At 65.8% G+C, this 22,224-nt stretch carries 21 protein-coding genes; 8 read left to right on the top strand and 13 right to left on the bottom strand.

Annotated elements, in window-relative coordinates:
• Positions 1-11: 11 nt before the first annotated feature.
• Entirely contained in the window at positions 12-1,085 is a 1,074-nt protein-coding gene (locus YU9_RS0109230; protein ID WP_027572549.1) for a tartrate dehydrogenase, read from the bottom strand.
• Positions 1,086-1,106: 21 nt separating this feature from the next.
• A complete protein-coding gene (locus YU9_RS0109225) occupies positions 1,107-2,405 on the bottom strand; it encodes an MFS transporter (protein WP_027572548.1) in 1,299 nt (432 codons plus the stop codon).
• Between the two features lie 214 nt (positions 2,406-2,619).
• On the opposite strand from YU9_RS0109225, the gene YU9_RS0109220 reads away from it, so the two are divergent.
• Positions 2,620-3,537, top strand: coding sequence for a LysR family transcriptional regulator (locus YU9_RS0109220; protein WP_027572547.1), 918 nt, complete (start codon positions 2,620-2,622; stop codon positions 3,535-3,537).
• Between the two features lie 36 nt (positions 3,538-3,573).
• Entirely contained in the window at positions 3,574-4,398 is an 825-nt protein-coding gene (locus YU9_RS0109215) for an aspartate dehydrogenase (protein WP_027572546.1), read from the top strand.
• Positions 4,399-4,585: 187 nt separating this feature from the next.
• On the opposite strand, the gene YU9_RS0109210 is transcribed toward YU9_RS0109215, so the two are convergent.
• From YU9_RS0109210 to YU9_RS0109170, 9 genes are all read right to left on the bottom strand, one after another.
• Complete coding sequence (locus tag YU9_RS0109210; protein ID WP_027572545.1) at positions 4,586-5,890, bottom strand: sorbosone dehydrogenase family protein; 1,305 nt, start codon at positions 5,888-5,890, stop codon at positions 4,586-4,588.
• 121 nt (positions 5,891-6,011) lie between these two features.
• Complete coding sequence (locus YU9_RS0109205) at positions 6,012-6,221, bottom strand: hypothetical protein (protein WP_027572544.1); 210 nt, start codon at positions 6,219-6,221, stop codon at positions 6,012-6,014.
• Between the two features lie 261 nt (positions 6,222-6,482).
• Positions 6,483-7,109, bottom strand: coding sequence for an isoprenylcysteine carboxylmethyltransferase family protein (locus YU9_RS0109200; protein WP_027572543.1), 627 nt, complete (start codon positions 7,107-7,109; stop codon positions 6,483-6,485).
• 27 nt (positions 7,110-7,136) lie between these two features.
• The gene (locus YU9_RS0109195; protein ID WP_027572542.1) at positions 7,137-8,168 is read right to left on the bottom strand and encodes an NAD-dependent epimerase/dehydratase family protein; all 1,032 of its coding nucleotides are present in this window, start codon (positions 8,166-8,168) and stop codon (positions 7,137-7,139) included.
• A 30-nt stretch (positions 8,169-8,198) separates the two neighbouring features.
• The gene (locus YU9_RS0109190; RefSeq protein ID WP_027572541.1) at positions 8,199-8,717 is read right to left on the bottom strand and encodes a DUF962 domain-containing protein; all 519 of its coding nucleotides are present in this window, start codon (positions 8,715-8,717) and stop codon (positions 8,199-8,201) included.
• A 171-nt stretch (positions 8,718-8,888) separates the two neighbouring features.
• Positions 8,889-9,557 carry an OmpA family protein gene (locus tag YU9_RS0109185; protein WP_027572540.1) on the bottom strand — a complete coding sequence of 223 codons (669 nt, stop codon included), beginning with the start codon at positions 9,555-9,557 and terminating at the stop codon, positions 8,889-8,891.
• Positions 9,557-9,973 carry a hypothetical protein gene (locus YU9_RS0109180; RefSeq protein WP_027572539.1) on the bottom strand — a complete coding sequence of 139 codons (417 nt, stop codon included), beginning with the start codon at positions 9,971-9,973 and terminating at the stop codon, positions 9,557-9,559. Before YU9_RS0109180 ends, YU9_RS0109185 begins: the two co-directional genes overlap by 1 nt.
• Positions 9,974-10,061: 88 nt before the next feature.
• Complete coding sequence (locus tag YU9_RS0109175) at positions 10,062-10,349, bottom strand: type II toxin-antitoxin system HicB family antitoxin (RefSeq protein ID WP_027572538.1); 288 nt, start codon at positions 10,347-10,349, stop codon at positions 10,062-10,064.
• Between the two features lie 8 nt (positions 10,350-10,357).
• Entirely contained in the window at positions 10,358-12,937 is a 2,580-nt protein-coding gene (locus tag YU9_RS0109170) for an ATP-dependent helicase (protein WP_027572537.1), read from the bottom strand.
• Between the two features lie 232 nt (positions 12,938-13,169).
• Between YU9_RS0109170 and YU9_RS0109165 the strand changes: the two genes are divergently transcribed.
• Entirely contained in the window at positions 13,170-13,340 is a 171-nt protein-coding gene (locus YU9_RS0109165) for a DUF1328 domain-containing protein (protein ID WP_027572536.1), read from the top strand.
• 189 nt (positions 13,341-13,529) lie between these two features.
• On the opposite strand, the gene YU9_RS0109160 is transcribed toward YU9_RS0109165, so the two are convergent.
• On the bottom strand, positions 13,530-14,036 hold the full coding sequence (locus tag YU9_RS0109160; RefSeq protein WP_027572535.1) for a thioesterase family protein: 507 nt from the start codon (positions 14,034-14,036) through the stop codon (positions 13,530-13,532).
• Between the two features lie 86 nt (positions 14,037-14,122).
• On the opposite strand from YU9_RS0109160, the gene YU9_RS0109155 reads away from it, so the two are divergent.
• The 3 genes from YU9_RS0109155 (at position 14,123) to YU9_RS0109145 (ending at position 17,352) form a co-directional block, all read left to right on the top strand.
• Positions 14,123-15,547 (top strand): FAD-binding oxidoreductase, encoded by a 1,425-nt coding sequence (locus tag YU9_RS0109155; protein ID WP_027572534.1) that lies wholly within the window; start codon positions 14,123-14,125, stop codon positions 15,545-15,547.
• Positions 15,548-15,647: 100 nt separating this feature from the next.
• Positions 15,648-16,946, top strand: a complete 1,299-nt coding sequence (locus YU9_RS0109150; protein ID WP_027572533.1) for a Spy/CpxP family protein refolding chaperone — start codon at positions 15,648-15,650, stop codon at positions 16,944-16,946.
• A 34-nt stretch (positions 16,947-16,980) separates the two neighbouring features.
• Positions 16,981-17,352 (top strand): hypothetical protein, encoded by a 372-nt coding sequence (locus YU9_RS0109145; RefSeq protein WP_027572532.1) that lies wholly within the window; start codon positions 16,981-16,983, stop codon positions 17,350-17,352.
• Positions 17,353-17,408: 56 nt separating this feature from the next.
• Here YU9_RS0109145 and YU9_RS0109140 read toward each other — a convergent pair whose 3' ends face one another.
• Positions 17,409-18,890, bottom strand: a complete 1,482-nt coding sequence (locus YU9_RS0109140; protein ID WP_027572531.1) for a caspase family protein — start codon at positions 18,888-18,890, stop codon at positions 17,409-17,411.
• Positions 18,891-19,316: 426 nt separating this feature from the next.
• Here YU9_RS0109140 and YU9_RS0109135 point away from each other — a divergent pair, with 426 nt between their 5' ends.
• Together YU9_RS0109135 and YU9_RS0109130 are read left to right on the top strand one after the other, a co-directional pair.
• Positions 19,317-20,348 carry a TRAP transporter substrate-binding protein gene (locus YU9_RS0109135; RefSeq protein ID WP_027572530.1) on the top strand — a complete coding sequence of 344 codons (1,032 nt, stop codon included), beginning with the start codon at positions 19,317-19,319 and terminating at the stop codon, positions 20,346-20,348.
• Positions 20,349-20,370: 22 nt separating this feature from the next.
• A complete protein-coding gene (locus YU9_RS0109130; RefSeq protein WP_027572529.1) occupies positions 20,371-22,224 on the top strand; it encodes a TRAP transporter large permease subunit in 1,854 nt (617 codons plus the stop codon).

The following is a 22,224-nucleotide window of genomic DNA, read 5'->3' as shown; positions in this document are numbered from 1 at the left end:
TGCCTAACCAGCTACACATTCGACCCGTGAATCGCGTCGATCACGGCATCCGTCACGTCCTTCGTCGTCGCCTTGCCGCCAACGTCTGGCGTCAGCACGCCCGCCGCGCAGACGCGCTCGACGGCCGCCATCAGCCTTGAGGCCGCATCCTTCTCGCCGAGATGCTCGAGCATCTGCGCACCGGTCCAGAACGTCGCGACCGGGTTGGCGATGCCCTTGCCGGTGATGTCGAAGGCCGAGCCGTGGATCGGCTCGAACATCGAGGGGAAGCGCCGCTGCGGATCGATGTTGCCGGTCGGCGCGACGCCAAGGCTTCCCGCCAGCGCGCCGGCGAGATCGGAAAGGATATCGGCGTGCAGATTGGTCGCAACGATGGTGTCGAGGCTCTTCGGATACAGCGTCATGCGCACGGTCATGGCGTCGACCAGCATCTTGTCCCAGGTGACGTCGGGGAATTCGGTCGCGACCTCCGCGGCGATCTCGTCCCACATCACCATGCCGTGGCGCTGCGCATTCGACTTGGTCACGACGGTCAGCAGCTTGCGCGGGCGCGACTGCGCGAGCTGGAATGCGTAGCGCATGATGCGGGTGACGCCGACGCGGGTGAAGACGGCAACTTCGGTGCCGACCTCCTCCGGCAGGCCCTTATGGGCGCGGCCGCCCATGCCGGCATATTCGCCTTCCGAATTCTCGCGCACGATCACCCAGTCGAGATCGCCGACGCCGACATTGCGCAGCGGCGAGGCAACGCCCGGCAGGATCTTGGTCGGCCGCACATTGGCGTATTGGTCAAAGCCCTGGCAGATCGGCAGCCGCAGGCCCCACAGCGTGATATGGTCGGGCACATCAGGGGCGCCGACCGCGCCGAAATAGATCGCGTCGAACTTCTTCAGCTCAGCAAGACCATCCGCCGGCATCATCACGCCGTGCTTCTTGTAATAGTCCGAGCCCCAGTCGAACGTCTTCACGTTGAAGGCGAGATCGCCGCTGCGCTTGGCCAGTGCCTCCAGCACACGGACGCCGGCCGAGATCACCTCGGGGCCGATGCCGTCGGCGGGAATGGCTGCGATCGAATGGGTGCGCATGGGAAGGCTCCGTTTGAGAGATCAGTGGGATTGCGGTACGGGTTCGACGGGCGCGGTTTTTGCGCGCGACAATAGCAAAGTGAGGGCTGCGGAGAGAACGAGCAGGCCGCTGACGAAATAGAGTCCGCCGACAAAGCTGCCGGTCTGGTCCTTGATCCAGCCGATCATGGCGGGACCTGCGAAGCCGCCGAGATTGCCGATCGAGTTGATGGTGGCGATCCCGGCTGCGGCCGCGGGGCCGGACAGGAACAGCGTCGGCATGCTCCACAGCGGCGGCTTGGCCGAGGAGATGCCGATGTTGACGAGCGTCAGCGCGACCAGCACGGCGACGACGCCGACCGCGAGCCCGGCATAAGCGAGCCCGGCCGCGGCGATCAGGCAGGCCCACACGACGTGCCAGGTGCGTTCGCCGGTGCGGTCCGAATGCCGCGCCCACAGGATCATGGCGACCACCGCGGCGGTTGCCGGCAGCGCATTGAGGAAGCCGACCTGGAGCGAGGACAGGCCGAACTGCTTGATGATCTGCGGTGCCCAGACGCCGAGCGTGTAGAGCCCGGCCGAGGTACCGAAATAGATCAGCGACAGCGCCAGCACGCGCGGATCGGCAAGCCCGCGCCAGATGCTGTGGCTGGCGGTGGCAGCCTTGCTGGTGGTCTCCACGTTCATGGTCTCGACTAGCCAGCGCCGCTCGTCATCAGTGAGCCATCTCGCCTTCTCGGGGCGGTCGGTCAGAAAGCCCAGCACGACGAAGCCAAGCAGCACGGCCGGCAACGCCTCGAGCACGAACAGCCATTGCCAGCCCTTGAAGCCGAGCATGCCGTCCATCTCCAGCAGCGCGCCGGAGATCGGCGAGCCCAGCACGGTCGAGAGCGGCGCGGCCGCCATGAACAGCGCGGTCACCGCCGCGCGCTGCCGAGACGGGAACCAGTAGGAGAGATAGAGGATGATGCCGGGAAAGAAGCCGGCCTCGGCGACACCGAGCAGGAAGCGCAGGATGTAGAAGCTGGTCGGCCCTTGTACGAAGGCCATGGCGGCCGAGACCAGGCCCCAGGTGATCATCACCCGCGCGATCCAGATCCTGGCGCCGATCCTGTGCAGGATAACGTTGGAGGGTACTTCGAACAGGAAATAGCCCCAGAAGAAGATGCCGGCGCCGAAGCCGTAGACCACCGGCGACAGGCCGATGTCCTTGTTCATCGTCAGCGAGGCGAAGCCGATGTTGACGCGGTCGATGAAAGCCACGAAGTACAGCAGCATGATGAAGGGAACGATGCGCAAGGTGATCTTGCGCAGCACGCGCGTCTGAATCTTGCTCGCCACCCTGGCCTCCCGGTTTTTCGTTGTGCGGCAGCGAGCCTAGGCGGGGGAAGGAGATGAACTCAATTGGCGCTGGTTTATACAAAAAAATGATATAATCCTCGGAACGCCGCCACGACGTCATGGCCGGGCTTGACCCGGCCATCCACGCCTTGCCCCGCGGCACGGAGAACGTGGGTGCCCGGGGCAAGCCCGGGCATGACGATGAGGACGGCAGATGGAATTGCATCAGCTCCGATGCTTCGTGGCGGCGGCCGAGCAGCTGCATTTCGGCCGCGCGGCGCAGCAACTCCAGATGCTGCCCTCCGCGCTCGGGCGCCAGATCAGGCTGCTGGAGGAGGATCTCGGCACGCGTCTGTTCGCGCGAACCACGCGCGCGGTGTCGCTGACCGAGGACGGCACCACGCTGCTGCGCGATGCCCGCGCCATCCTCGCCAAGGTCGAGGCGGTCGAGAACAATCTGCGCAACCGCTCGCGCGCGGGGGCCGCGCGGCGGCTCCGGGTCGGCGCCATCGACAGCGCGGCTGCGGGATTGCTGCCGCCGCTGCTGCGCGACTTTCGCGTCAGGCATCCTGACATCGCCGTGCAGCTCCTCGAAGACAAGACCGTCCGGCTCTTGCCCAAAATTCTGACCGGCGCGCTCGATCTCGCCTTCGTCCGTCCGCCGGACCGGCCGGACAAGCGGCTTGAATTCCGCGACCTGCTCCAGGAGAGTGCGATCGTGGCGTTCCCGCGGCGGCACGCGCTGGCCGGGCGCAAAGCGATCACGCTGGCGGATATCGCCGACGAGGCGATGCTGGTGCCGGGCCGCCGCTCGCGGCCGCACAGCCACGACCTCACGGTAAAACTGTTCGAACAGGCCGGCCTGACACCGCGCATCGTGCACGTTGCCGACGAGAAGCAGACCATCATCAATCTGGTGGCAACGAAGCTCGGAGTCGCGATCGTGCCGCGCTGGACCACGCGGATGGCGGTCTCGGGCGTGCGCTTCGTGCCGCTTCGGCCGAAGCAGAGCGGCCCGGTCGGCCGGCTGCCGCTCGCCGCAGCCTGGCTGCGCGGCTCGCGCGATCCGGCGCGTGACGCCATGCTGGCGGTGCTCGAAGCGCGCCTGCGCAGCTATGCGCGAGAGGCTTGAGCGGCTATGACCTAAGCTGGAGAGAAGGTGGATGCGATGACTGAACAGAATGCGTCGGGTGAATTGCGGGTGGCCATCGCCGGGCTGGGCTCGATCGGCACCAAGATCGCGACTGCGCTCGACCAGGGCATCGAAGGGCTGACGCTGTCGGCGATCGCGGTGCGCGATCCCACAAAGCATCAGGCCTTTCTGGCCGGCCTGCGCCACCCGCCGCAAATCCTGCCGATCGGCCAGCTTGGTGATGCCGCCGACATCGTCGTCGAGTGTGCGCCGAGCAGCCAGCTGCGCGCGATCGTCGAGCCCGCGGTGAAGCGGGGCAAGTCGGCGGTCGTGGTCAGCGTCGGCGGCCTGCTCGACAATTTCGATCTGGTCGATCTCGCCTGCGCCAATGGCGGCCGCATCCTGGTGCCGACCGGCGCGCTGATCGGGCTCGACGCCGTCAATGCCGCCGCGATCGGCACCGTCCATTCCGTGAAGATGGTGACGCGCAAGCCGATCGACGGGCTGAAGGGCGCGCCGTTCATCGTCCAGAACAACATCGACATCGCCAATCTGCGCGAGCCGCTAAAACTGTTCGAGGGCAGCGCGCGCGAAGCGGCGAAAGGCTTTCCCGCGAACGTCAATGTCGCCGTTGCGCTGTCGCTGGCCGGGATCGGGCCCGATCGCACCCAGATCCAGGTTTGGGCCGATCCCACCGTAACGCGCAACGTTCACCGCATCGAGGTCGAGGCGGATTCGGCGCGCTTCTCGATGGGCATCGAGAACATCCCGTCCGAGAATCCCAAGACCGGGCTGATCACGGCACTCTCGGTGATCGCGCTGCTGCGCAAGCAGCGCGCCACGCTGTGCGTGGGGACGTGATGGGTTGAGACTCAATTGGCCTGGACGGCGGTGCGCACCCTCTCCCGCTTGCGGGAGAGGGTGTCTCTACGATGGGGCACTCCCCTAGAGGAAAGAACCCTCACCCGGCGCGTTGCGCCGACCTCTCCCGCAAGCGGGAGAGGTGACCGTGCCCGCGGCGACCGATCCGGCCTGAACAAATTTCGCTTTACGCGCCGGTGACGCGCCAGATCACGTTGCCGACGTCGTCGGCCATCAGCAGCGACTTCTTGTCGGGGCCGATCACGACGCCGACCGGACGGCCGTAGGATTCCTTCTCGTCCGGCGACAGGAAGCCAGACAGGATGTCGCGACCGGGGCCGGACGGCTTGCCGTTCTCGAATGGGACGAACACCAGCTTGTAGCCCGACAGCTTGCTTCGATTCCAGGAGCCGTGCTGGCCGATCACCATGCCGTCGCCGAAGCCGGGCAGGGTGCCTGCGGGCATCCAACACAGGCCGAGCGAGGCGGTGTGTCCGCCGAGCGCGTAGTCCGGTTGAAGCGCCTTGGCGACCATTGCCGGGTCCTGCGGCACGCGGTCGTCGACGGTCTTGCCCCAATAGCAATAGGGCCAGCCGTAGAAGCCGCCGTCGCGCACCGAGGTGAGATAATCCGGCGGCGTCTCGTCGCCGAGGCCATCGCGCTCGTTGACGACGGTCCAGAGCACGCCCGTGTTCGGCTCCCAGGCAAGGCCAACCGGATTGCGCAGGCCGGCGCCGAAAATGCGATGCGTGCCGGCGACGAGGTCGAGTTCGTAAATCGCGGCGCGGCCTTCCTCGACCTCCATGCCCATCTCGGCGATGTTGCTGAGCGAACCGACGCCGGCATAGAGCTTCTTGCCATCGGGGCTGGCGAGCAGGCTGCGTGTCCAGTGTCCGCCCGGCTTGAAGGTGGTGAGCCGCTTGCCCGGCGCGGTGATGCGGTCGGCATTGGCGACATAAGGAAACGCCATCACGCCGTCGGTGTTGCCGACGTAAAAGGTGTCGCCGACCAGCGCCATGCCGAAGGGCTGGCTGAGATTCTCCATGAACGCGCCGCGCACTTCGGCGACGCCGTCGCCGTCCTTGTCGCGCAAAAGCGTGATGCGGTTGGCGGACACGCCGAGCGCCGCGGCGCGCCGCATCGTCGCCTGCATCGCGTAGTGGAACACGGTGCGCGGGGGACCTGCGATCTGCGTTGCTTCCGCGATCAGCACGTCGCCATTGGGCAGCACCTCGATCCAGCGCGGATGGTCGAGGCCGCTCGCGAACGCGTTGACCTTGAGCCCTGGCGCGACCGTCGGCTTCTGCCCCTCGCGCCAGCCGCGCGCGCTCGGCATCTTCAGCGTCGGGATCGCGCCTTGCGGCTTGGCTTCGGGAATGGCCGGCTTCTCTCCCCATGCCGGCGCGGGCTCGCTGCCCGACAGCTTGCGCCATTGCAGCGCGATGCCGCCGATGAATGCGACGAATTGCGCGAACATACTGGAAAAGGTCATGAGAAGCCCCTGTTTGCGCGCGCATCCAACTGGCTGACGGAGCACACGTCAACCTGTGCGGCACGCCGCCGGGGCCTATTCCCGTGGAATGGCAGCCGCTCAAATTTGCATGAAGAGAAGATCAGCGGCCGACCTGCCGCTCTAGCCGCCGGGCCGCGCGAAAATCATCCAAGTGATGGATATTCGGCGCCAGCGCGGCCTCCCTGGACAGGAGATGATAGACCCGCGCCACCGTGCGCTGCTTCTGCCGCATCGGGCCGCGCGGCAATGCTCGCGCCTTGCGGATTGCGGCAATCGCGTGCGCGCGAAAATAATCGTAGGCGTCCGACATGGCTCGATGCTCTGCGGGTCGTGCAGGTGTCGAGGGGTAACGGATATGGGGAGAGGCGGTTCCTTGTGACGCTAGCGTTCCAACTCTCGCCCCGTCATCCTGAGGTGCCGGAGCGTAGCTGAGGCCTCGAAGGATGGACGGCCCGGCTGCATCGCGGCCGTGCATCCTTCGAGGCTCGGTTCGGGATGCATGAGCATCGCGAACTTCGCACCTCAGGATGACGGGACCAACAGGAGTGTTACGCCGAGAAAGCGAAGACGCTCACCGCGGCGACGTGAACGGAATGATCATCGGAACACGGCGGCAATAGGCGCCGTAGGCGTCCTCGCCGAGCTCTTTCGACAGGAACACCTCTTCCATCCGGCCCTTCTGCCACATGCCGAGCGAGATCAGGATGGCACCGAGGATCGTCGTCACCAAGCCGATCGCAACCCCGGTCACCAGCATGCCGAAGATCAGCCCCGTGTAGATGGGGTGGCGCACGATGCCGTAGGGACCGGTGTCGATGACGCGATGGTCTTCCTTGTGGGTGATGGTGTTGGACCAGAATTTGCCGAGATGCAGCCGACCCCACCAGGCGAAGGCAATGCCAGCGGCCGAGAGGACCGCCGCGACGGCGATGCCTGTGTTGCCGAGTACCCAGAGCGGCTTCCAGCCGAGGATCTCCGCAACCCACGGCGTGTACAGGATGCCGCCGACCAGGATCGGCAGCCGATAGCGCTGCGACTCCAGCGTCATGACCTGCTTCTTGGTCCGCCCCTGCCAGAACGAGGCGCCGACCCAGCTGGCGAGAAAGGCAAGCCAGAGCAGAGCCAGAAGTTCGGTCGGCCAGGTCGTGGTCCAGCCACCCCAGGCGACAGAGAGAAGCTTGCTGAAATCGAAGGACATGAAGGTTCTTTGCGTTAGGCGGCGGCTTCAGCCCGCGCGCGAGGAGAGCGCGTGATGCTCGATGGCGCCGGAGGGCTGCTGGCCATTGCGGGCGAGCAGATGGGTGATGGTTTCGCGCAAGACCGGCTCGATCGGACGCGGCGAATAGCCGAGCTCGGTGCGCGCCTTGCCGATCGATAGGTCGCTCGCGGCGAGCGCGATGCGCACGCCCTCGGCGGTGCCGTTGGGCGGCCGGCGGGTGACATGATCGGCGATGTATTCGAGCATGATGGCGGAGAGCTCGGCGATCTTTCCGGGCACGACGACCGGAAACTGCCGGCGGCCGCTCATCGCCGACATCATGCGCAGGATGTTGCCGAGCGGGACGCAGTCGCCGCCGAGAATGTAGCGCTGGCCGAGGCGCCCGCGTTCCATGGTCAGCACGAGGCCCGTGGCGACGTCGCGGACATCGACGAGATTGACCAGGAAGTTGAGATGCGGCTGCACCTTCTTCTGCAGGAAGTACCAGAGCATCGCGGTCGGCGGCGTCAGATTGTGGTCGGCAGCGCCGATCGGCATGGTCGGCGTGCCGATCACGAGCGGGAAGCCTGCAGCCGCCGCCTTGGCGGCATGATGCTCGGCGAGCGATTTCGATCGCGTATAGGCGCCGGGCATCGCGTCGGCTGGCTGCAGCGCCTCCTCGGCGGGAACGCCGTTGAGGTCGCAATAGGGGAACAGGATCGATTCGGTCGAGCAGTGCAGGAAGCGCGACACGCCGCGCTTCATTGCCGCCGCCAGCACGATTTCGGTGCCGCGGCAATTGACGTCGTGGAAGTCCTGCTTGTTGGCGACCCACATGCCGGGCAGGCCGGCGAGGTGATAGACCTGATCGACACCGGCGATCGCAGCATCGACTGCGGCGCCGTCCAGCACCGAGCCGTGGACGTGCTCGACGTCCGCGTTCGCCGCGGTCGGCGTACGGACATCGAGAACACGGACCCGCTGCCCACGGGTGCGGAGTGCTTCTACGAGGTGATGTCCGATGAAGCCACTGCCACCGGTAACCAGGACGAGAGCCATGAAGAAGGTTTGCTGTTTCGCTTCTGGAAGCTATCGGGTTGAAAGGGAGTTGGTCGGAAGAGGCCCCAGAATCGCGGCAAGGTCGCGACGGAAGCCCAATGCAATGAATAATTTTGCCATCACGAACATCGGTCCAAGCAAAAGGTGCGAGGGAAAGGTGAACAGCGAGGCCTCGCGCCCCTCAAAAACCTTGTGGCCGATGGCCTGCGCGGCGAGGCCGAGCACCACCAGCGTGGCAAAGATCGCCCACATCGTCGCGGTGCTGACTTGCGCCGCAATGGTCGTCGCAACCAAAAACAGCACGACAGAAACGGCCAGAATGCCGAGCCCGAGCGCCGCGTCGAGCAGCAGCCAGTAAACCAGCACCGGCAGCGCCAGGATCACCGCAAGACTGACATCGAATCCGACAAGCGGAAGCTTGACCAGCGTCAGCGGCATTACAGCGCCCGTGAACAGCAGCAGAATGCCAACCACATGCATCGCCGTATTCCGGGGATCGCGATGGTACTCGACGTACACGGCAAGTTGGCGCTGAAAAAAGCCACCCATTTCGGTCTCATGCGGCACAGGGTCGGGAAGGGCGAACAGAGGCTATAGCACTGGACCGGGCGGTGCACAAACCGGCGCTTTTGTCGCGTGAAACCGTCTTGGCGCGCCCGGGACAGGCCACAAAATTGCTATCACTTCAAAGGGTTCCGTCAGCCGCGAAGCCGCGTCCGCTCAGCGCTTCTTGGCGGGTTTTTTCGCCGCAGGCGCAGGTGCCGCAGCCGGATGCGGCGTCTCCTCCGGCAGCTTGGCATAGGTCAGGATCTGCAACTGGCCGTTGACGGCGGAGGTCGGCTTGGCTCGGTCGAGAAGCTGCTCCTCGCCGAGGCCGATCGGATGCAGCCGCTTGGTCGAGATCTTGAAGGTGTTCACCAGCACGTCGCGGATCGCATCTGCCCGGCGCTGGCTCAGGATTGCATTGGCCTCGCGCGTCTTCGAATTGGATTCGACGTGGCCGACGATCAGGAAGGTGTAGGGCAGCAGCGAGGAATGAACCAACGCGTCCGCGATGCGGCCGACGCTCTGGTAGGACGCCGGCTGGATGATCGGCGTATCGGCGTCGAACTGGATCTGCGCATTGAAGGCCGGCAGCTTGGCAAGTTCCGGCGCGATCAGCGGCCGGTTCACCGGTCCCGGATCGTTCTTGATCCTGGTCTTGGCGCGCTCCATCACCTGCTGCTTCAGCGCCGGCAGATCGACCTCGGCGGCCTGCTCGAACTGGTTCAGCTTGCCGACGATGTCGTCGCGGGTCGGCGCCGCCGTCTGCGCGCCGGCGGCGCCCGCGAGCAGGACGAAGCCCAGCGCAATGCCTAGTCCGGCGGTGGCGAGACCCTTCGCGCGCATCAGCGATACCCCGCGTCGTCGACGGCCTTCAGGCAGTTGTTGCTGATGCCCTTGGGCGTCGAGACCAGGCAGGGGACCGACTTGCTGGTCTCCTTGGTCGAGCCGCCGCAGACCTTGACGATCTCGCGCTGGCAGGCGTTCGCCACTGTGACACGGGCGGCGACGCGCTTCTGGATGGCGTCGAAGACGCCGAGATAGTCGCTCGCGCATTGCGGGGAGAGCACGTCGCGGTTGCGCGACAGGCACTCCTTCAGCCGGGTCGAGTCCGGGTTGACGCCGCGGCAATTGGCGACGATTTCCGCGCCGCAGCTCGCCGCAAGCTTCCCGATCGAATCGCCAAAGCTCATGGTCTCCGCCGCCGCAAGCGACGGCATCCCCAATGCAAGCACGATCAGTGTGATGGAGCCCCGGACCATGGGTTTATCTGATACGGGGAAGTTCGCGGTGGTCAAGGGGCGTTCGGGCGAGAACTGTCGAGAGTTCGACAGGTGCGGCGAACAGTCCTCACTCGGCCTCAGTGAGAGGCGGCCAGTCGATCAGGGCGACAGTATGGTTCCTGAGGTCGTCGGCCACATCAGGGTCGGCCTTGAGCTGGTCCAATGTCCGTGGCGGCGGAAGCTGGCGACCGTCCGCGATCAGCTCCTGCGCATAGAGCGCGAGCGCCTCGGGCGCATTCTCCAGGGCCTCGTCGAAATCGTCGCCGCCGGAAATGCAACCCGGCAGATCGGGAAACCACAAGCCGACGGCCTCGTCCGGGCCGGCGCCCTCGATGATGGCAACGTACTGAGCCATATCGGGCCTCACGCCCGCTGCACAAAACTGTCCACCACCTTCTTCTCGCCGGCCTTGTCGAAGGCGATGGTGAGCTTGTTGCCGTCGATCTTGGTGACGCGGCCATAGCCGAACTTCTGATGGAAGACGCGGTCGGACAGCGCGAATTCCGAGGTGGTGCCGGTCGATTTGGCCACCAGCTCGCCCTCGATCGTCAGGGGCCCGCGGCGGCGCGAGGAGAAGCTGCCGAAATCGGGGCCGGCCGATGAGGAGGATGAGAACGTCGCGGCTTCTTCCTCGAAGCCGCCGCTCCTGCCGCCGCCACGATTTCGGTTGGCCTGCGCGCGCTGCCAGCCCGGCGTCGAATAGCTGGAGCCGAACGCCTCCATGTCGTCGAAGCGCGAGGCGCCGTAGCCGCCGCTGCCGCCCCAGGCCGAGCCGCCCTTGGATTCCGTGATCTCGACATTGGCCGCCGGCAATTCATCGAGGAAGCGCGACGGGATCGTGGTCGACCAGGTGCCATGGATCCGCCGGTTGGTCGCAAAATAGATCTTTGCGCGGCGTCGGGCGCGTGTCAGGCCGACATGGCCGAGCCGGCGCTCTTCTTCCAGGCCAGCGCGGCCCTGTTCGTCCAGCGTGCGCTGGCTCGGGAACAGGCCTTCCTCCCAACCCGGCAGGAACACGTTGTCGAATTCGAGCCCCTTGGCCGAATGCAGCGTCATCAGCGACACCGCGTCGTCCTCGGCGCCGCCCTCGCGGTCCATCACCAGCGAGATGTGCTCCAGGAATCCTTGCAGGTTCTCGAACTCCTCCATCGAGCGCACGAGCTCTTTCAGGTTCTCCAGCCGGCCGGCGGCGTCCGCCGAGCGGTCCTTCTGCCACATCTCGGTATAGCCGCTCTCATCGAGCACGATCTGGGCCAGGTCGGTGTGCGCGGTGACCTCGCACTGGGCGCGCCAGCGCTCGAACTGCGCGATGAGGTCGCGCAGCGAGCCGCGCGCCTTCGGCTTCAGCTCGTCGGTCTCGACCACCGCGCGCGCCGCCTCGAACAAGGGGATGCGACGCTTGCGGGCGTGGTCGTGCAGCATCTGCACGGTGGCGTCGCCAAGCCCGCGTTTCGGCGTATTGACGATACGCTCGAAGGCGAGATCGTCCGCCGGCGAATTGATGACGCGCAAATAGGCCAGCGCGTCGCGGATCTCGGCGCGCTCGTAGAAGCGCGGGCCGCCGATGACGCGGTAGGGCAGGCCGAGCGTGACGAAACGGTCTTCGAACTCGCGCATCTGGTAGGAGGCGCGTACCAGGATGGCGATCTCGTTGAGCTTCTCGCCCTGGCGCTGCAGCTGCTCGATTTCCTCGCCGATGCCGCGCGCTTCCTCTTCCGAATCCCAGGAGCCCGTGACCGTGACCTTCTCGCCGTCCTGGTCCTCGGTGCGCAGCGTCTTGCCGAGCCGGCCTTCATTGTGTGCGATCAGATGCGAGGCGGCGGCGAGGATGTGGCCGGTGGAGCGGTAGTTGCGCTCCAGGCGGATCACCTTGGCACCGGGGAAATCGTGCTCGAAGCGCAGGATGTTGTCGACCTCGGCGCCGCGCCAGCCATAGATCGACTGGTCGTCGTCGCCGACGCAGCAGATGTTTTTGGTGGGGGCCGCAGGGGCAGCCGCCAGCGCCGCCCGCTCCGTCATTCCGGGGCGATGCGCAGCATCGAACCCGGAATCCCGAGCTGAGGACTCATCTCTGGATTCCGGGTTCGGCTCTTCGAGCTGCCCTGGAATGACGGCCTTGGTTGCCGCCGGCGCCTGCGACAAGAGCCTCAGCCACAAATATTGCGCGACGTTGGTGTCCTGGTACTCGTCGACCAGGATGAACTTGAAGCGCTGCTGGTACTGCCTGAGAATGTCAGGGTGCTCGCGGAAGATGCGGATGTTCTCCAGCAGGAGATCACCGAAGTCGGCCGCGTTCAGGATCTTCAGCCGCTCCTGGTAGCTCGCATAGAGCTTGCCGCCTTTGCCGTTGGCAAACATCGCGGCCTCGCCCGACGGCACCTGCGACGGCATCAGACCGCGGTTCTTCCAGCCGTCGATCAGGCCGGCCAGCATGCGTGCTGGCCAGCGCTTGTCGTCGATGTTCTCGGCCTGGAGCAGCTGCTTGAGCAGCCGGACCTGGTCGTCGACATCGAGCACGGTGAAGTTCGACTTGAGCTGGGCCAGTTCGGCATGGACGCGCAGGATGCGGCCGCCGATGGAGTGGAAGGTGCCGAGCCACGGCATGCCCTCGACCGCGTGGCCGAGCATCTGACCGAGCCGGTGCTTCATCTCGCGCGCGGCCTTGTTGGTGAAGGTCACCGACAGGATCTCGGCGGGGCGGGCGCGGCCCTGGCTCAGGATATGGGCGATGCGCGTGGTCAAGACGCGCGTCTTGCCGGTGCCGGCGCCGGCGAGCACGAGAACCGGCCCATCCAGCGTCTCCACCGCCTCGCGCTGCTCCGGATTGAGCCCGGAGAGGTATTTCGGGCCCACCGAGGCGCGCGCACGCGCGGCGATGCCGCCGGCTGGGGGCTGGTGGTCGGGTACGGCTGTGATCTTGCTCGGCTCGGTCATGCGAATCATGGGCCCCACGATGGCACCGCGGGGTGACGGGAGGGAGCCTTCTTAACAGGGATTGGTGCCTATATGGGGGCGCCGGGACAGGTTTTCCACGTGCGCGGCAGGCGGATTTGTTCCAGCAAGGGCCGCGAATTTCGCTCCAGCGCGAGCCGGAACTATCGTTCCGGCGTCGAGATTGTCAGGCAGGTGGCGCGGCCAGCCGCGTCGACGCAGACATCAAGACGAGGATTTGACCATGCTTGGCTGGGTTGTGACGTTTCTGGTTATCGCACTGATCGCCGGCATCCTGGGCTTCGGCGGCATCGCCGGCGCTTCGATCGAGATCGCCAAGATCATCTTCTTCATCGCGGTCGTGCTGTTCCTGGTCTCGGCCGTGGTCGGATTGGCACGCCGCAACAGAATATAGGTGCTTCCCTGCGGCCCATCCTTCGAGACGCCCGCCTCCGGCGGGCCCTCAGGATGAGGGCGGAGTGTGCGGCAGCAGTTTTGACGGGCGCAGATGCTGCTTAGCCTCATCCTGAGGAGACCGCGAAGCGGTCGTCTCGAAGGACGAGGCGCGCGCTCAGACCGCGGTTACGATGCCCCACGCCTGAACCTACCGCTTCGAGGGCATCGCCACGCTTCGGCCGATGCCCTCGGGTCGCGCCATGGCGCGGTGGGCCTTGGCGACCGCAGCGATACGTTCGCTTATATCAGGCGGAAACGGCGCGACGCGCCGCGCGGTCATGTCCATGTGCAGCGACATGTTCTCGGACGTTGCCGACAGCCAGCCCTCGCTTGCGTGCCGCATCTCCTCGAATGTGTGCAGCCGCTTGTCGTCGGCCTCCAGCAGCCAGACGAAGATCTGCACGGGATCGCCGAGGTGGATCTCGCGCAAGTACCGGACGTGGCATTCGGCGGTGAAGCTCGAGCCGCCTCGCTCCTTCATGTAGGCCGGCCCCATCCCGAGCTCGAGCCAGAGCTGGTCGATCGCGCGGTCGAACATCACGTTGTAATAGGCCATGTTGAGGTGGCCGTTATAGTCGATCCATTGCGGTTCGATCTGCATGATCGAGGCGCGGAACGGCTCGGCTTTGGGTGCTGAGGCGGCGGTCTCCGGCATGTTTCCTTCCCAAGCTATGCGTCCGGTCGCTTGACTTGACCGGTTTTATGTCCTTTGCCACGGTTCTTCTGTCGGGAGGAATGTCCGTGGGTACGACCATCACCAATAATCCGCCGCGGCCGGAGCCGAAAGCCCTCGCGAGCGCGCTGGAGCAGCTTGCCGCACGCTTCGGCAACCGCCTCATCACCTCGCAGGCCGTCCGCGAGCAGCACGGCCATACCACTACGTGGATCGTCAACCAGCCGCCGGATGGCGTGGTGATGGCGCAGGAGACCGCCGACATCCAGGACGTGGTGCGGATCTGCGCCAAGAACCGCGTGCCCGTCATCGCCTTCGGCACCGGCACCTCGCTGGAAGGCCAGGTCAACGCGCCCGCCGGCGGCATCTCGATCGACCTGCGCGACATGAACAAGGTGCTCGCGGTGCATGCCGAGGATCTCGACTGCGTGATCCAGCCCGGCGTCACCCGCAAGGCGCTGAACGAGCATCTGCGCGACCAGGGATTGTTCTTCCCGATCGATCCCGGCGCGGATGCTTCGCTCGGCGGCATGGCCTCGACCCGCGCCTCCGGCACCAATGCGGTGCGCTACGGCACCATGCGCGACAGCGTGCTCGCGCTGAAGGTGGTGCGGGGCGACGGCGAGATCATCACCACAGGCACGCGCGCGAAGAAATCCGCTGCGGGCTATGACCTCACGCATCTCTTCGTCGGCGCCGAGGGCACGCTCGGCATCATCTCCGAGCTGACCATTCGCCTGCGCGGCATTCCCGAGACCATCGCGGCGGGCGCGGTGTCGTTCGAGACCGTGCACGGGGCCTGTCAGGCCGTCATCCTGGCGATCCAGACCGGCATCCCCGTGGCGCGCATCGAGCTGCTCAATGCCGCACAGGTGAAGGCCTGCAACGCGTACTCGAAGCTGACTCTGCCGGAGACGCCGCTGCTTTTGCTGGAATTCCACGGCAGCGAGATCGAGGTCGCCGAGCAGTCCAAGGCGTTCGGCGAGATCGCAAAGGAGTGCGGCGGCGGCGACTTCTCCTGGACCACCAAGCCGGAGGACCGCACAAAACTGTGGCAGGCGCGGCACGACGCATACTGGTCAGTGAAGGCGCTGCGGCCCGGCGACAGCATCGGCGTGGTCGCAACCGACGTCTGCGTGCCGATCTCGCGGCTCGCCGATTGTGTCAGCGAGACCGAGGAGGATCTCAAGCGCCTCAACCTGCTGTCGCCGATCGTCGGTCATGTCGGCGACGGCAATTTCCACTGCTCGCTGGTCTGCGACACCAACGATGCCGCCGAGATGGCGCGCGGCGAGGAGTTCATGCATCGCCTGGTCGAGCGCGCCCAGGCGATGGACGGCACCTGCACCGGCGAGCACGGCATCGGCCAGGGCAAGCAGAAATATCTCAAGGCCGAGCTCGGCCCCGAAGCGCTCGATGCGATGCGGGCGCTGAAGAAGGCGCTCGATCCGCTCAACATCTTCAACCCCAGCAAGATCGTGCCGGAGGTCTAAGGCCTGCGCCCAGGGATCGGGAACTTTAGGTAATCTTGCCGGTTCCAATTCCCGCCAAGTTCCGATGCCTCAATGGCAGGGCTGTGCGCGGGAGGGTGTGATGGTGCGACCGGTCATTGGAATTGCCGCGGTGGCCTTTGCCTGCATGCTGGCGGGTGCGGCGCTGGCCAAGGGCGGACATGGCGGCGGCCATGGCGGTGGCCATGGAGGCGGGCACGGTGGTGGTCATCACGGCGGCGGGCATTTCCATGGGCACGGCGGCGGGCATGCGCACGGCGGCGGGCATCATCGCGGGATGCGGTTCACAGCCGGCGCCCGACGTGGCGGCCCGAACTTCGGTCAGATCCGCAATGCCGCGATCCGGCCGGCGAACTTCCGCAATGCGCTGAACGCCAGCGCATTCCGGAACGGCCGGCTGATCAGCAATCCGGCGGCTCGCGCGCAGCTTGCGGCCGCAGCCGCACTCGCCGGCTGGAGCGGCGCAAGCAGCGGATGGTGGCAGCATGCGGGCGGCGGCTATGGCTGGGTCGGGCCGCTGTTCTGGCCGTTCGCCTACAATGATCTCTACGACTACACGATCTGGGGCGATGGGCTCGGGTTCTGGGGCTACGGCTATCCGGACATCTATGCCGGCATTTTCGGCCCCTATGGTTATGATCGCCTATCAGCCTATCTGCCGCAGCAGCCGCAGGGACGACGGCGGGCGCGCAGCGCGCCGCTCGATCAGCTCTGCGGCAGCGACCGCCGTGCCATCGTCGGTCTGCCGATCGATCAGATTGCAGCCGCGGTGCAGCCGACGGATGCGCAAGGCGCCGCGCTCGATGCGCTCGGCAACGCCTCGATCGACGCGGCAGCGCTGATCCGCACATCCTGTCCGACCCAGGCTGCAGCGACGGCGCCCGGCCGGCTCGCGGCCATGCAGCAGCGTGTCGAGGCGATGGAGAAGGCGGTCGATCTGGTCCAGCCCGCGCTCGACACCTTCTATGGTTCACTGACGGACGAGCAGAAGGCACGTTTCAACGCGCTGGCCGACGATCAGCGTCGTGCCACGGCATCGAACAATGCGAGCGGATCGTCGGTGCAGAATTGCAGCGCGTCCGCCGCGTTCGACTGGCCCGGCGCCACGATCGAAGAGAGGCTTCGTCCGAGCGACACCCAGCGCGCGGCGCTTCAGGTGCTGCAGGACACCAGCGCCAAAGTCAGCGCATCGCTCAAGGCGGCCTGCGAGCCCAATGAGGTGATGACACCGCCGGCGCGCATGGCCGCGATCCGTAAGCGACTCGACGTGATGCTGGACGGGATCAAGTCGGTGCGCGCGGCGCTCGATGATTTCTATGCAACGCTGAACGACGAGCAGAAGGCGCAGTTCGAGGCGATCGGGCCGCGCCGGATGTCCTGAACGCGCTGCGCAATCCAAGACCACGGGTGGGGCAATGAAGTGGTTTGCAAGGCGAGAGCCGGCAGACATCTGGGATGAGCCGATCCAGGGGCCGATCGGCGACATCGAGGCGGCCGATCGGATCCGCAACATCTGCCAGGCAGCGCGGGCGAGCGCCGAAAATGTCGAAGGTACCACGCGGGCCGGCAAGCGCGAGCGCGAGCGCTATGAACGGGCGGCCCGCGTCGCGATGGAGATCGCGATGAAGATCGCCGACGATCTGATGCGCGACGATGCGGTGCGCCGCATCGTCGATCTCTGCATGAAGGCTGAGGACATCAAGACCGCGCAGATATTGTCGCGTGCAATCCAGGCAGGCTGGATACGCGAAGCCGTGCTCCGGGACTACCCGGCCCTGTCGCAGTAAATCCGCGCTCGCGCGGTTGGCGCGAGCGCGGATGCCGTGCTTGTGACGGACAAGGCTCAGTATCTGCGGTAGTCGCCGCGATAATGGTCTCCGCCGCGGCCGCCCATTCCCACGCCGAGGCCGATGCCAACACCGATGCCGATGCCTTGCATGACAGCCTCGGGCGGGGGGCCGCGATCCGGCGGCGGCGCGCGCTCGTAGACGACTTGGTCAGATGGCGGTCTTCGTTTGGGCGGCGTCTCGACCACCTTGCGCTTCGGCGGGGTCTCGTCGACGCGCTTCTTGATGACGGGCGGGACCGACGGGTTGACCGGCGTTGCCGGTGTCGCGGGCGCCGAGCACGGGCAGGTCGGCGCCATCGCGACCGCGACGGGCGTCGCCGCGGCGGCCACGGGCACGGCGTAGTTGCGGTTCTGCACGCGCAGCAGCAGCCGGCGCGCGGTTGCCGCGAGATCGCTGTTGTCCCAGTTCGCCAGATAAGCCTCGAACGAGGCGCGGGTGTTGATGGCGACCGCGCGCTCCCAGGCCAGCATCTGGCGCCGGCGCTCCAGCACCGTGCGCAGGCGTGGCGTGTAGGAAGCTTGCGCGTAGAGCTCGATATAGGCCTGATAGGCTTCGACGGTATCATCCGCTATCACGAGCTCGTAGGCGGCCTTGGCATCCTTGCCTTGCAAATCCTTGCGCCAGTCCGCGACGCTGCGCGTGCCGCTGGCGAGCGCCATCGCGGATGCGCCGGGAATAGCAGCCTGACTGCCGCTGCTTTCGCCGAAGAACTTGAAGTCGGTGGTCAGTGACGAGCTCTCCCAGGGGATCTGCCGCCCGTCGGTCGATTGCGCCACGGCGACGCGGATGCGCTTGAAGACTTCCTCGATCGGCAGATTGGGCTGCTTGGCGATGGTCAGCGCGGCGGTCGTGTAGGGGCTGTCGATGCCGTTGCCGTCTTCGGCCTCGGCGCCGGGCGAGGTCGAATAGGAGATGAAGGAGCCGGGCGCGCCGGCCTTGGTGTCGACGATCGCAAGGCCGTGGCCGGCGCCGCTGAGTGCGGGGAACGGATTGTTGCGGCAGGCATCGAGCATGAAGATGCGCGCCCGCGTCGGCAGCGCGCCGAGCGTGTTGAGCAGATCGTTCAGCCGCACGCCCTGGAGCGGAATGTCGGCCTCGCGCTTGGGATCGAGATCGACAGGCACCAGATAGTTCTCGCCGTCGATCTGCAGGCCGTGGCCGGCATAGAACACCAGCGCGACGGTGTCGGCGCCGCTGGCGCTGACCTTGCCGGCGAAATCCGAGATCGCCGCGCGCATCTCGGTCTGCACCAGGTTGGCCGCCGTGGTGACGGTGAAGCCGGCACTGCCGAGCAGCTCGGTCATGCCCTTGGCGTCGTTGGCGGCGTTGGGCAGCTCCGGCACGGTGCGATAGGCCGATTGGCCGATCACCAGTGCAAGCCGCGCTTCCGCGGCGGCCTCCGTTGGCGTCGTCAATTGGGTGAGTGCGAGAAGACCGGACGCAAGCAACAAATTGCAAAGGATTGGACGGCGCATGATGTCACCTCCATCGGCAATGCGCGCGATGATGTCACTTTTTCTACATCTGCACCATGAGGCCGTCTGTGCGCTGGATCACGCAGGAGCCGCGGCAAAATGGGGCATTCCGTCTGCCGGAGCTCGAGGCATCGGTCAGGCATCATCCATGTCAACTGCGCATTGATCCATGCTCCAATTGGATTGATCCATGACAATGGGCGACGGCGTTCTTTGCGCAGATCGGGCCGCAGGCCGATCCTCGGGGCAAATCTCCGGGAATAACGGTCGTTTCGCCGCGCTTGCGGACGGCCGGTATGCGCGTCGCGACACTCTGCGACGGCAGTGGGCTACCTTGCCTGTGCCGTCGCTTTGGCCATACAGTCCGCGCAACAGGCCGCACGCAACGACCGCGGCGAACAAGAAGAATCAGGGAGAGATCGCACCATGACCATCGTGCCCGTGGACCGTCGCGCGTTGATCAAGTCATCAGCGGCGGTCACCGCCGGCCTCGTGCTCTCTCCTGCGATCATCGGCCGCGCCGAAGCTGCCACACTGAAGCTGAAATGCTCCTCCTCGCTGCCGAACGATCCCAAATACGCCAACGGCCGCGTCTACTATGACAATCTCGTCAAGAACCTGAAGGCGAACGGGCTGGGCGAGCAAGTAGAGGTCGCTTTCTTCCCCGACAACCAGCTCGGCCAGGAAATCGACGTCATCAATTCGGTGAAGCTCGGGGTCATCGATCTCATGGTGTCGGGCTCGTCGATCTCGGCCAATCTGGTGCCGCTGGTTGGCACCTTCGACCTCGGCTTCCTGTTCTCGAGCTTCCCGCAGCAGACCAAGGCGTTCGACGCCGGTGCCGCCAAACCGATCGAGGACGCCCTGCTCAAGGGCGGCAACATCCGCATCATCGCCTGGGCCTATAATTTCGGCTCGCGCAGCGTGCTGGCGAAGAAGCCGGTGAAGACGCCGGAGGATCTCGCCGGGCTCAAGATCAGGACGCTGCCAAATCCGGTGATCACGGAATGCCTGCGCCTGATGGGCGCGGCTGCAACGCCGCTCGCGTTCGGCGAGATCTACACGGCGCTCCAGGCCGGCGTGCTCGATGGTCTCGAGCACGATCCGCCGACGATCCTCGCCAGCAAGTTCTTCGAGACTTCGAAATCCTATGCGCTGACGCAGCACAATTTCTCGCCGCTCGCGATCTATTTCAGCGACATGACCTACAACCGCATGGACCCGAAGCTGCGCGAAGGCTTCCTCGATGCCGCCAAGAAGGCCGCGGTCGACACGCGTGCCCATGGCCTTGCCGTCGAGAAGGAGGCCCTGGCGGCCTTGACCGAGAAAGGCGTGACGGTCGCCGAATGCGACCGCGAAGCCTTCCAGAAGCGCGTCGCACCGCAGACCGAGAATTTCATCAAGGCGCGGCCGGAATCCAAGCCCGTCATCGACATCATCCGCGCGACGCAAGCCTGAGATGACCAAATCTGACGTGGCAATGTCAGCCGTCCTGCCCCTCTCGGGCGGCCGCCACGGAAGCATCACCCTGCTGCTTCGCGTCAGCGACGCGATCGCGGCCATTCTGCTGGCCGCCGATCTCGTGGTGGTGTGCGCCTCCGTGCTGCTGCGCTTCTTCTTCAACGCGCCGGTCGAATGGTCCGACGACGTCGCACGCGGATTGATGGTCGGCTCGGCCTTTTTTGGTGCGGCCAGCGCGCTCGCGCGCGGCGAGAATGTCGGCGTGTCCTTCTTCCGCGATCTGCTGCCGCTGCGGCTGCGCACGCTGGTCGACGCCGCAAGCGCACTGCTGGTCGTACTGATCTCGGGCTATGTTGCTTATCACGCGATCAAGCTGGGGGCGCTGACGGCGGGCCAGACCACCGGCTCCGGCCTGCCGCTGGAGTTGACCTTCTACCCCATGGGCATCGGCGCGCTGTTCATGACGGTGTTCGCGATCGACCATCTCTGCGCGCGGCCGTTCCCTGATATCGTCAGGGGCCTCTTTGCGGTCATCCTCGTGACCGGCCTCTATCTTGCCTGGGATTATCTGTCGCCATCCTCCGTGCCGTCGGCGGGCACCTTTATGCTGATCGGCTTCTTCGCCACGCTGTTCGGCGGGCTGCCGATCGGCTTTGCGCTGGCGCTCGCCGCGCTGATCTTCATCTGGGTGGAAGGCGCGCTGCCCGGTGTGATCTTCGCCCAGCAGATGGCGCGCGGCATCGACAATTTCGTCCTGCTTGCGATCCCCTTCTTCATCCTCGTCGGCTATCTCATGGAAGCCAACGGCATGTCGGTGCGGCTGATCGAGCTGCTGCAGCGCGCGGTAGGGCGTATGCGCGGCGGCCTCAATGTGGTGATGGTCGCTTCCATGGTGCTGTTCTCGGGCATATCAGGCTCGAAGATGGCCGACGTCGCCGCGGTCGGCTCCGTGCTGATTCCGGCCGCACGCCGCTCCAGGCAGAATCCGGGCGGCGCGGTGGCGCTGCTCGCAGCCTCCGCGGTGATGGCGGAGACCATTCCGCCCTGCATCAATTTGATCATCCTTGGCTTCGTCGCGAACCTGTCGATCGGTGGCCTGTTCGTCGCGGGTCTTTTGCCGTCGGCGCTGATGGCGCTGGTGCTGATCGCGGTGTCCATCATCTTCGGCAAGCGGCCGGCGGAGGCGGAGGATGTCGAGCCGCAAATGCCGGTGTCGGGTCTGTGGAGCGGTGCGATCGCCTCGTTCGGCCTGATCTTCATGATCTTCTTCGGCTTCAAGACCGGCTTTGCCACCGCGACCGAGATCTCGGCGTTCGCCGTGGCCTATGCGCTCGTCGTCGGCAGCGTGGTGTTCCGCGAGCTCGGCTTCAAATCGGCCGCGCACAGTTTCGTCCAGGCGGCGACGCGCGCCGGCCTCGTGCTGTTCATCGTCGCTGCCGCGCAGTCGCTGGCGTTCACGTTGACCTTGCAGCAGGTGCCGCATGCGGTCGGCGACTTCATGCTCGGATTGTCCAAGACCTCGGGCGTCTGGCTCTTCATCCTGCTCGCGATCGCCGTGCTGATCGTGATGGGCTCGGTGCTGGAAGGCGCCGCGGCGCTGATCATCTTCGGGCCGCTGCTGTTGCCGGTTGCCGTGCAGCTCGGAATCGATCCCCTGCATTTCGGCGTGGTGCTCGTCATTGCCATGGGCATCGGCCTGTTCGCGCCGCCGCTCGGGCTCGGGCTCTACGGCGCCTGCCTGATCGGCAACGTGCCGATCGAGCAGACGGTGAAGCCGATCATGGCCTATCTCGGCTTGCTGTTCCTCTGCCTGCTCGTCATCGCGTTCGTGCCGTGGCTTTCCACCGCGCTGCCGCGGGCATTCGGTTACTGA

It is taken from the genome of Bradyrhizobium sp. WSM1743, assembly GCF_000473065.1.
Lineage (GTDB): Bacteria > Pseudomonadota > Alphaproteobacteria > Rhizobiales > Xanthobacteraceae > Bradyrhizobium.
The sequence above is the reverse complement of the archived record's forward strand: the minus strand, read 5'-3'. Positions and strand labels throughout refer to the sequence as shown.

Excerpts from the sequence above, each read along its gene's own strand:
- YU9_RS0109165 (WP_027572536.1), top strand. The coding sequence starts at position 13,170 with ATGCTTGGCTGGGTTGTGACGTTTCTGGTTATCGCACTGATCGCCGGC.
- YU9_RS0109135 (WP_027572530.1), top strand. The coding sequence starts at position 19,317 with ATGACCATCGTGCCCGTGGACCGTCGCGCGTTGATCAAGTCATCAGCG.
- YU9_RS0109195 (WP_027572542.1), bottom strand. The coding sequence starts at position 8,168 with ATGGCTCTCGTCCTGGTTACCGGTGGCAGTGGCTTCATCGGACATCAC.
- YU9_RS0109170 (WP_027572537.1), bottom strand. The coding sequence starts at position 12,937 with ATGATTCGCATGACCGAGCCGAGCAAGATCACAGCCGTACCCGACCAC.
- YU9_RS0109130 (WP_027572529.1), top strand. The coding sequence starts at position 20,371 with ATGTCAGCCGTCCTGCCCCTCTCGGGCGGCCGCCACGGAAGCATCACC.
- YU9_RS0109180 (WP_027572539.1), bottom strand. The coding sequence starts at position 9,973 with ATGGTCCGGGGCTCCATCACACTGATCGTGCTTGCATTGGGGATGCCG.
- YU9_RS0109205 (WP_027572544.1), bottom strand. The coding sequence starts at position 6,221 with ATGTCGGACGCCTACGATTATTTTCGCGCGCACGCGATTGCCGCAATC.
- YU9_RS0109150 (WP_027572533.1), top strand. The coding sequence starts at position 15,648 with ATGGTGCGACCGGTCATTGGAATTGCCGCGGTGGCCTTTGCCTGCATG.
- YU9_RS0109215 (WP_027572546.1), top strand. The coding sequence starts at position 3,574 with ATGACTGAACAGAATGCGTCGGGTGAATTGCGGGTGGCCATCGCCGGG.
- YU9_RS0109160 (WP_027572535.1), bottom strand. The coding sequence starts at position 14,036 with ATGCCGGAGACCGCCGCCTCAGCACCCAAAGCCGAGCCGTTCCGCGCC.
- YU9_RS0109230 (WP_027572549.1), bottom strand. The coding sequence starts at position 1,085 with ATGCGCACCCATTCGATCGCAGCCATTCCCGCCGACGGCATCGGCCCC.
- YU9_RS0109200 (WP_027572543.1), bottom strand. The coding sequence starts at position 7,109 with ATGTCCTTCGATTTCAGCAAGCTTCTCTCTGTCGCCTGGGGTGGCTGG.
- YU9_RS0109190 (WP_027572541.1), bottom strand. The coding sequence starts at position 8,717 with ATGGGTGGCTTTTTTCAGCGCCAACTTGCCGTGTACGTCGAGTACCAT.
- YU9_RS0109220 (WP_027572547.1), top strand. The coding sequence starts at position 2,620 with ATGGAATTGCATCAGCTCCGATGCTTCGTGGCGGCGGCCGAGCAGCTG.
- YU9_RS0109145 (WP_027572532.1), top strand. The coding sequence starts at position 16,981 with ATGAAGTGGTTTGCAAGGCGAGAGCCGGCAGACATCTGGGATGAGCCG.
- YU9_RS0109210 (WP_027572545.1), bottom strand. The coding sequence starts at position 5,890 with ATGACCTTTTCCAGTATGTTCGCGCAATTCGTCGCATTCATCGGCGGC.
- YU9_RS0109185 (WP_027572540.1), bottom strand. The coding sequence starts at position 9,557 with ATGCGCGCGAAGGGTCTCGCCACCGCCGGACTAGGCATTGCGCTGGGC.
- YU9_RS0109140 (WP_027572531.1), bottom strand. The coding sequence starts at position 18,890 with ATGCGCCGTCCAATCCTTTGCAATTTGTTGCTTGCGTCCGGTCTTCTC.
- YU9_RS0109175 (WP_027572538.1), bottom strand. The coding sequence starts at position 10,349 with ATGGCTCAGTACGTTGCCATCATCGAGGGCGCCGGCCCGGACGAGGCC.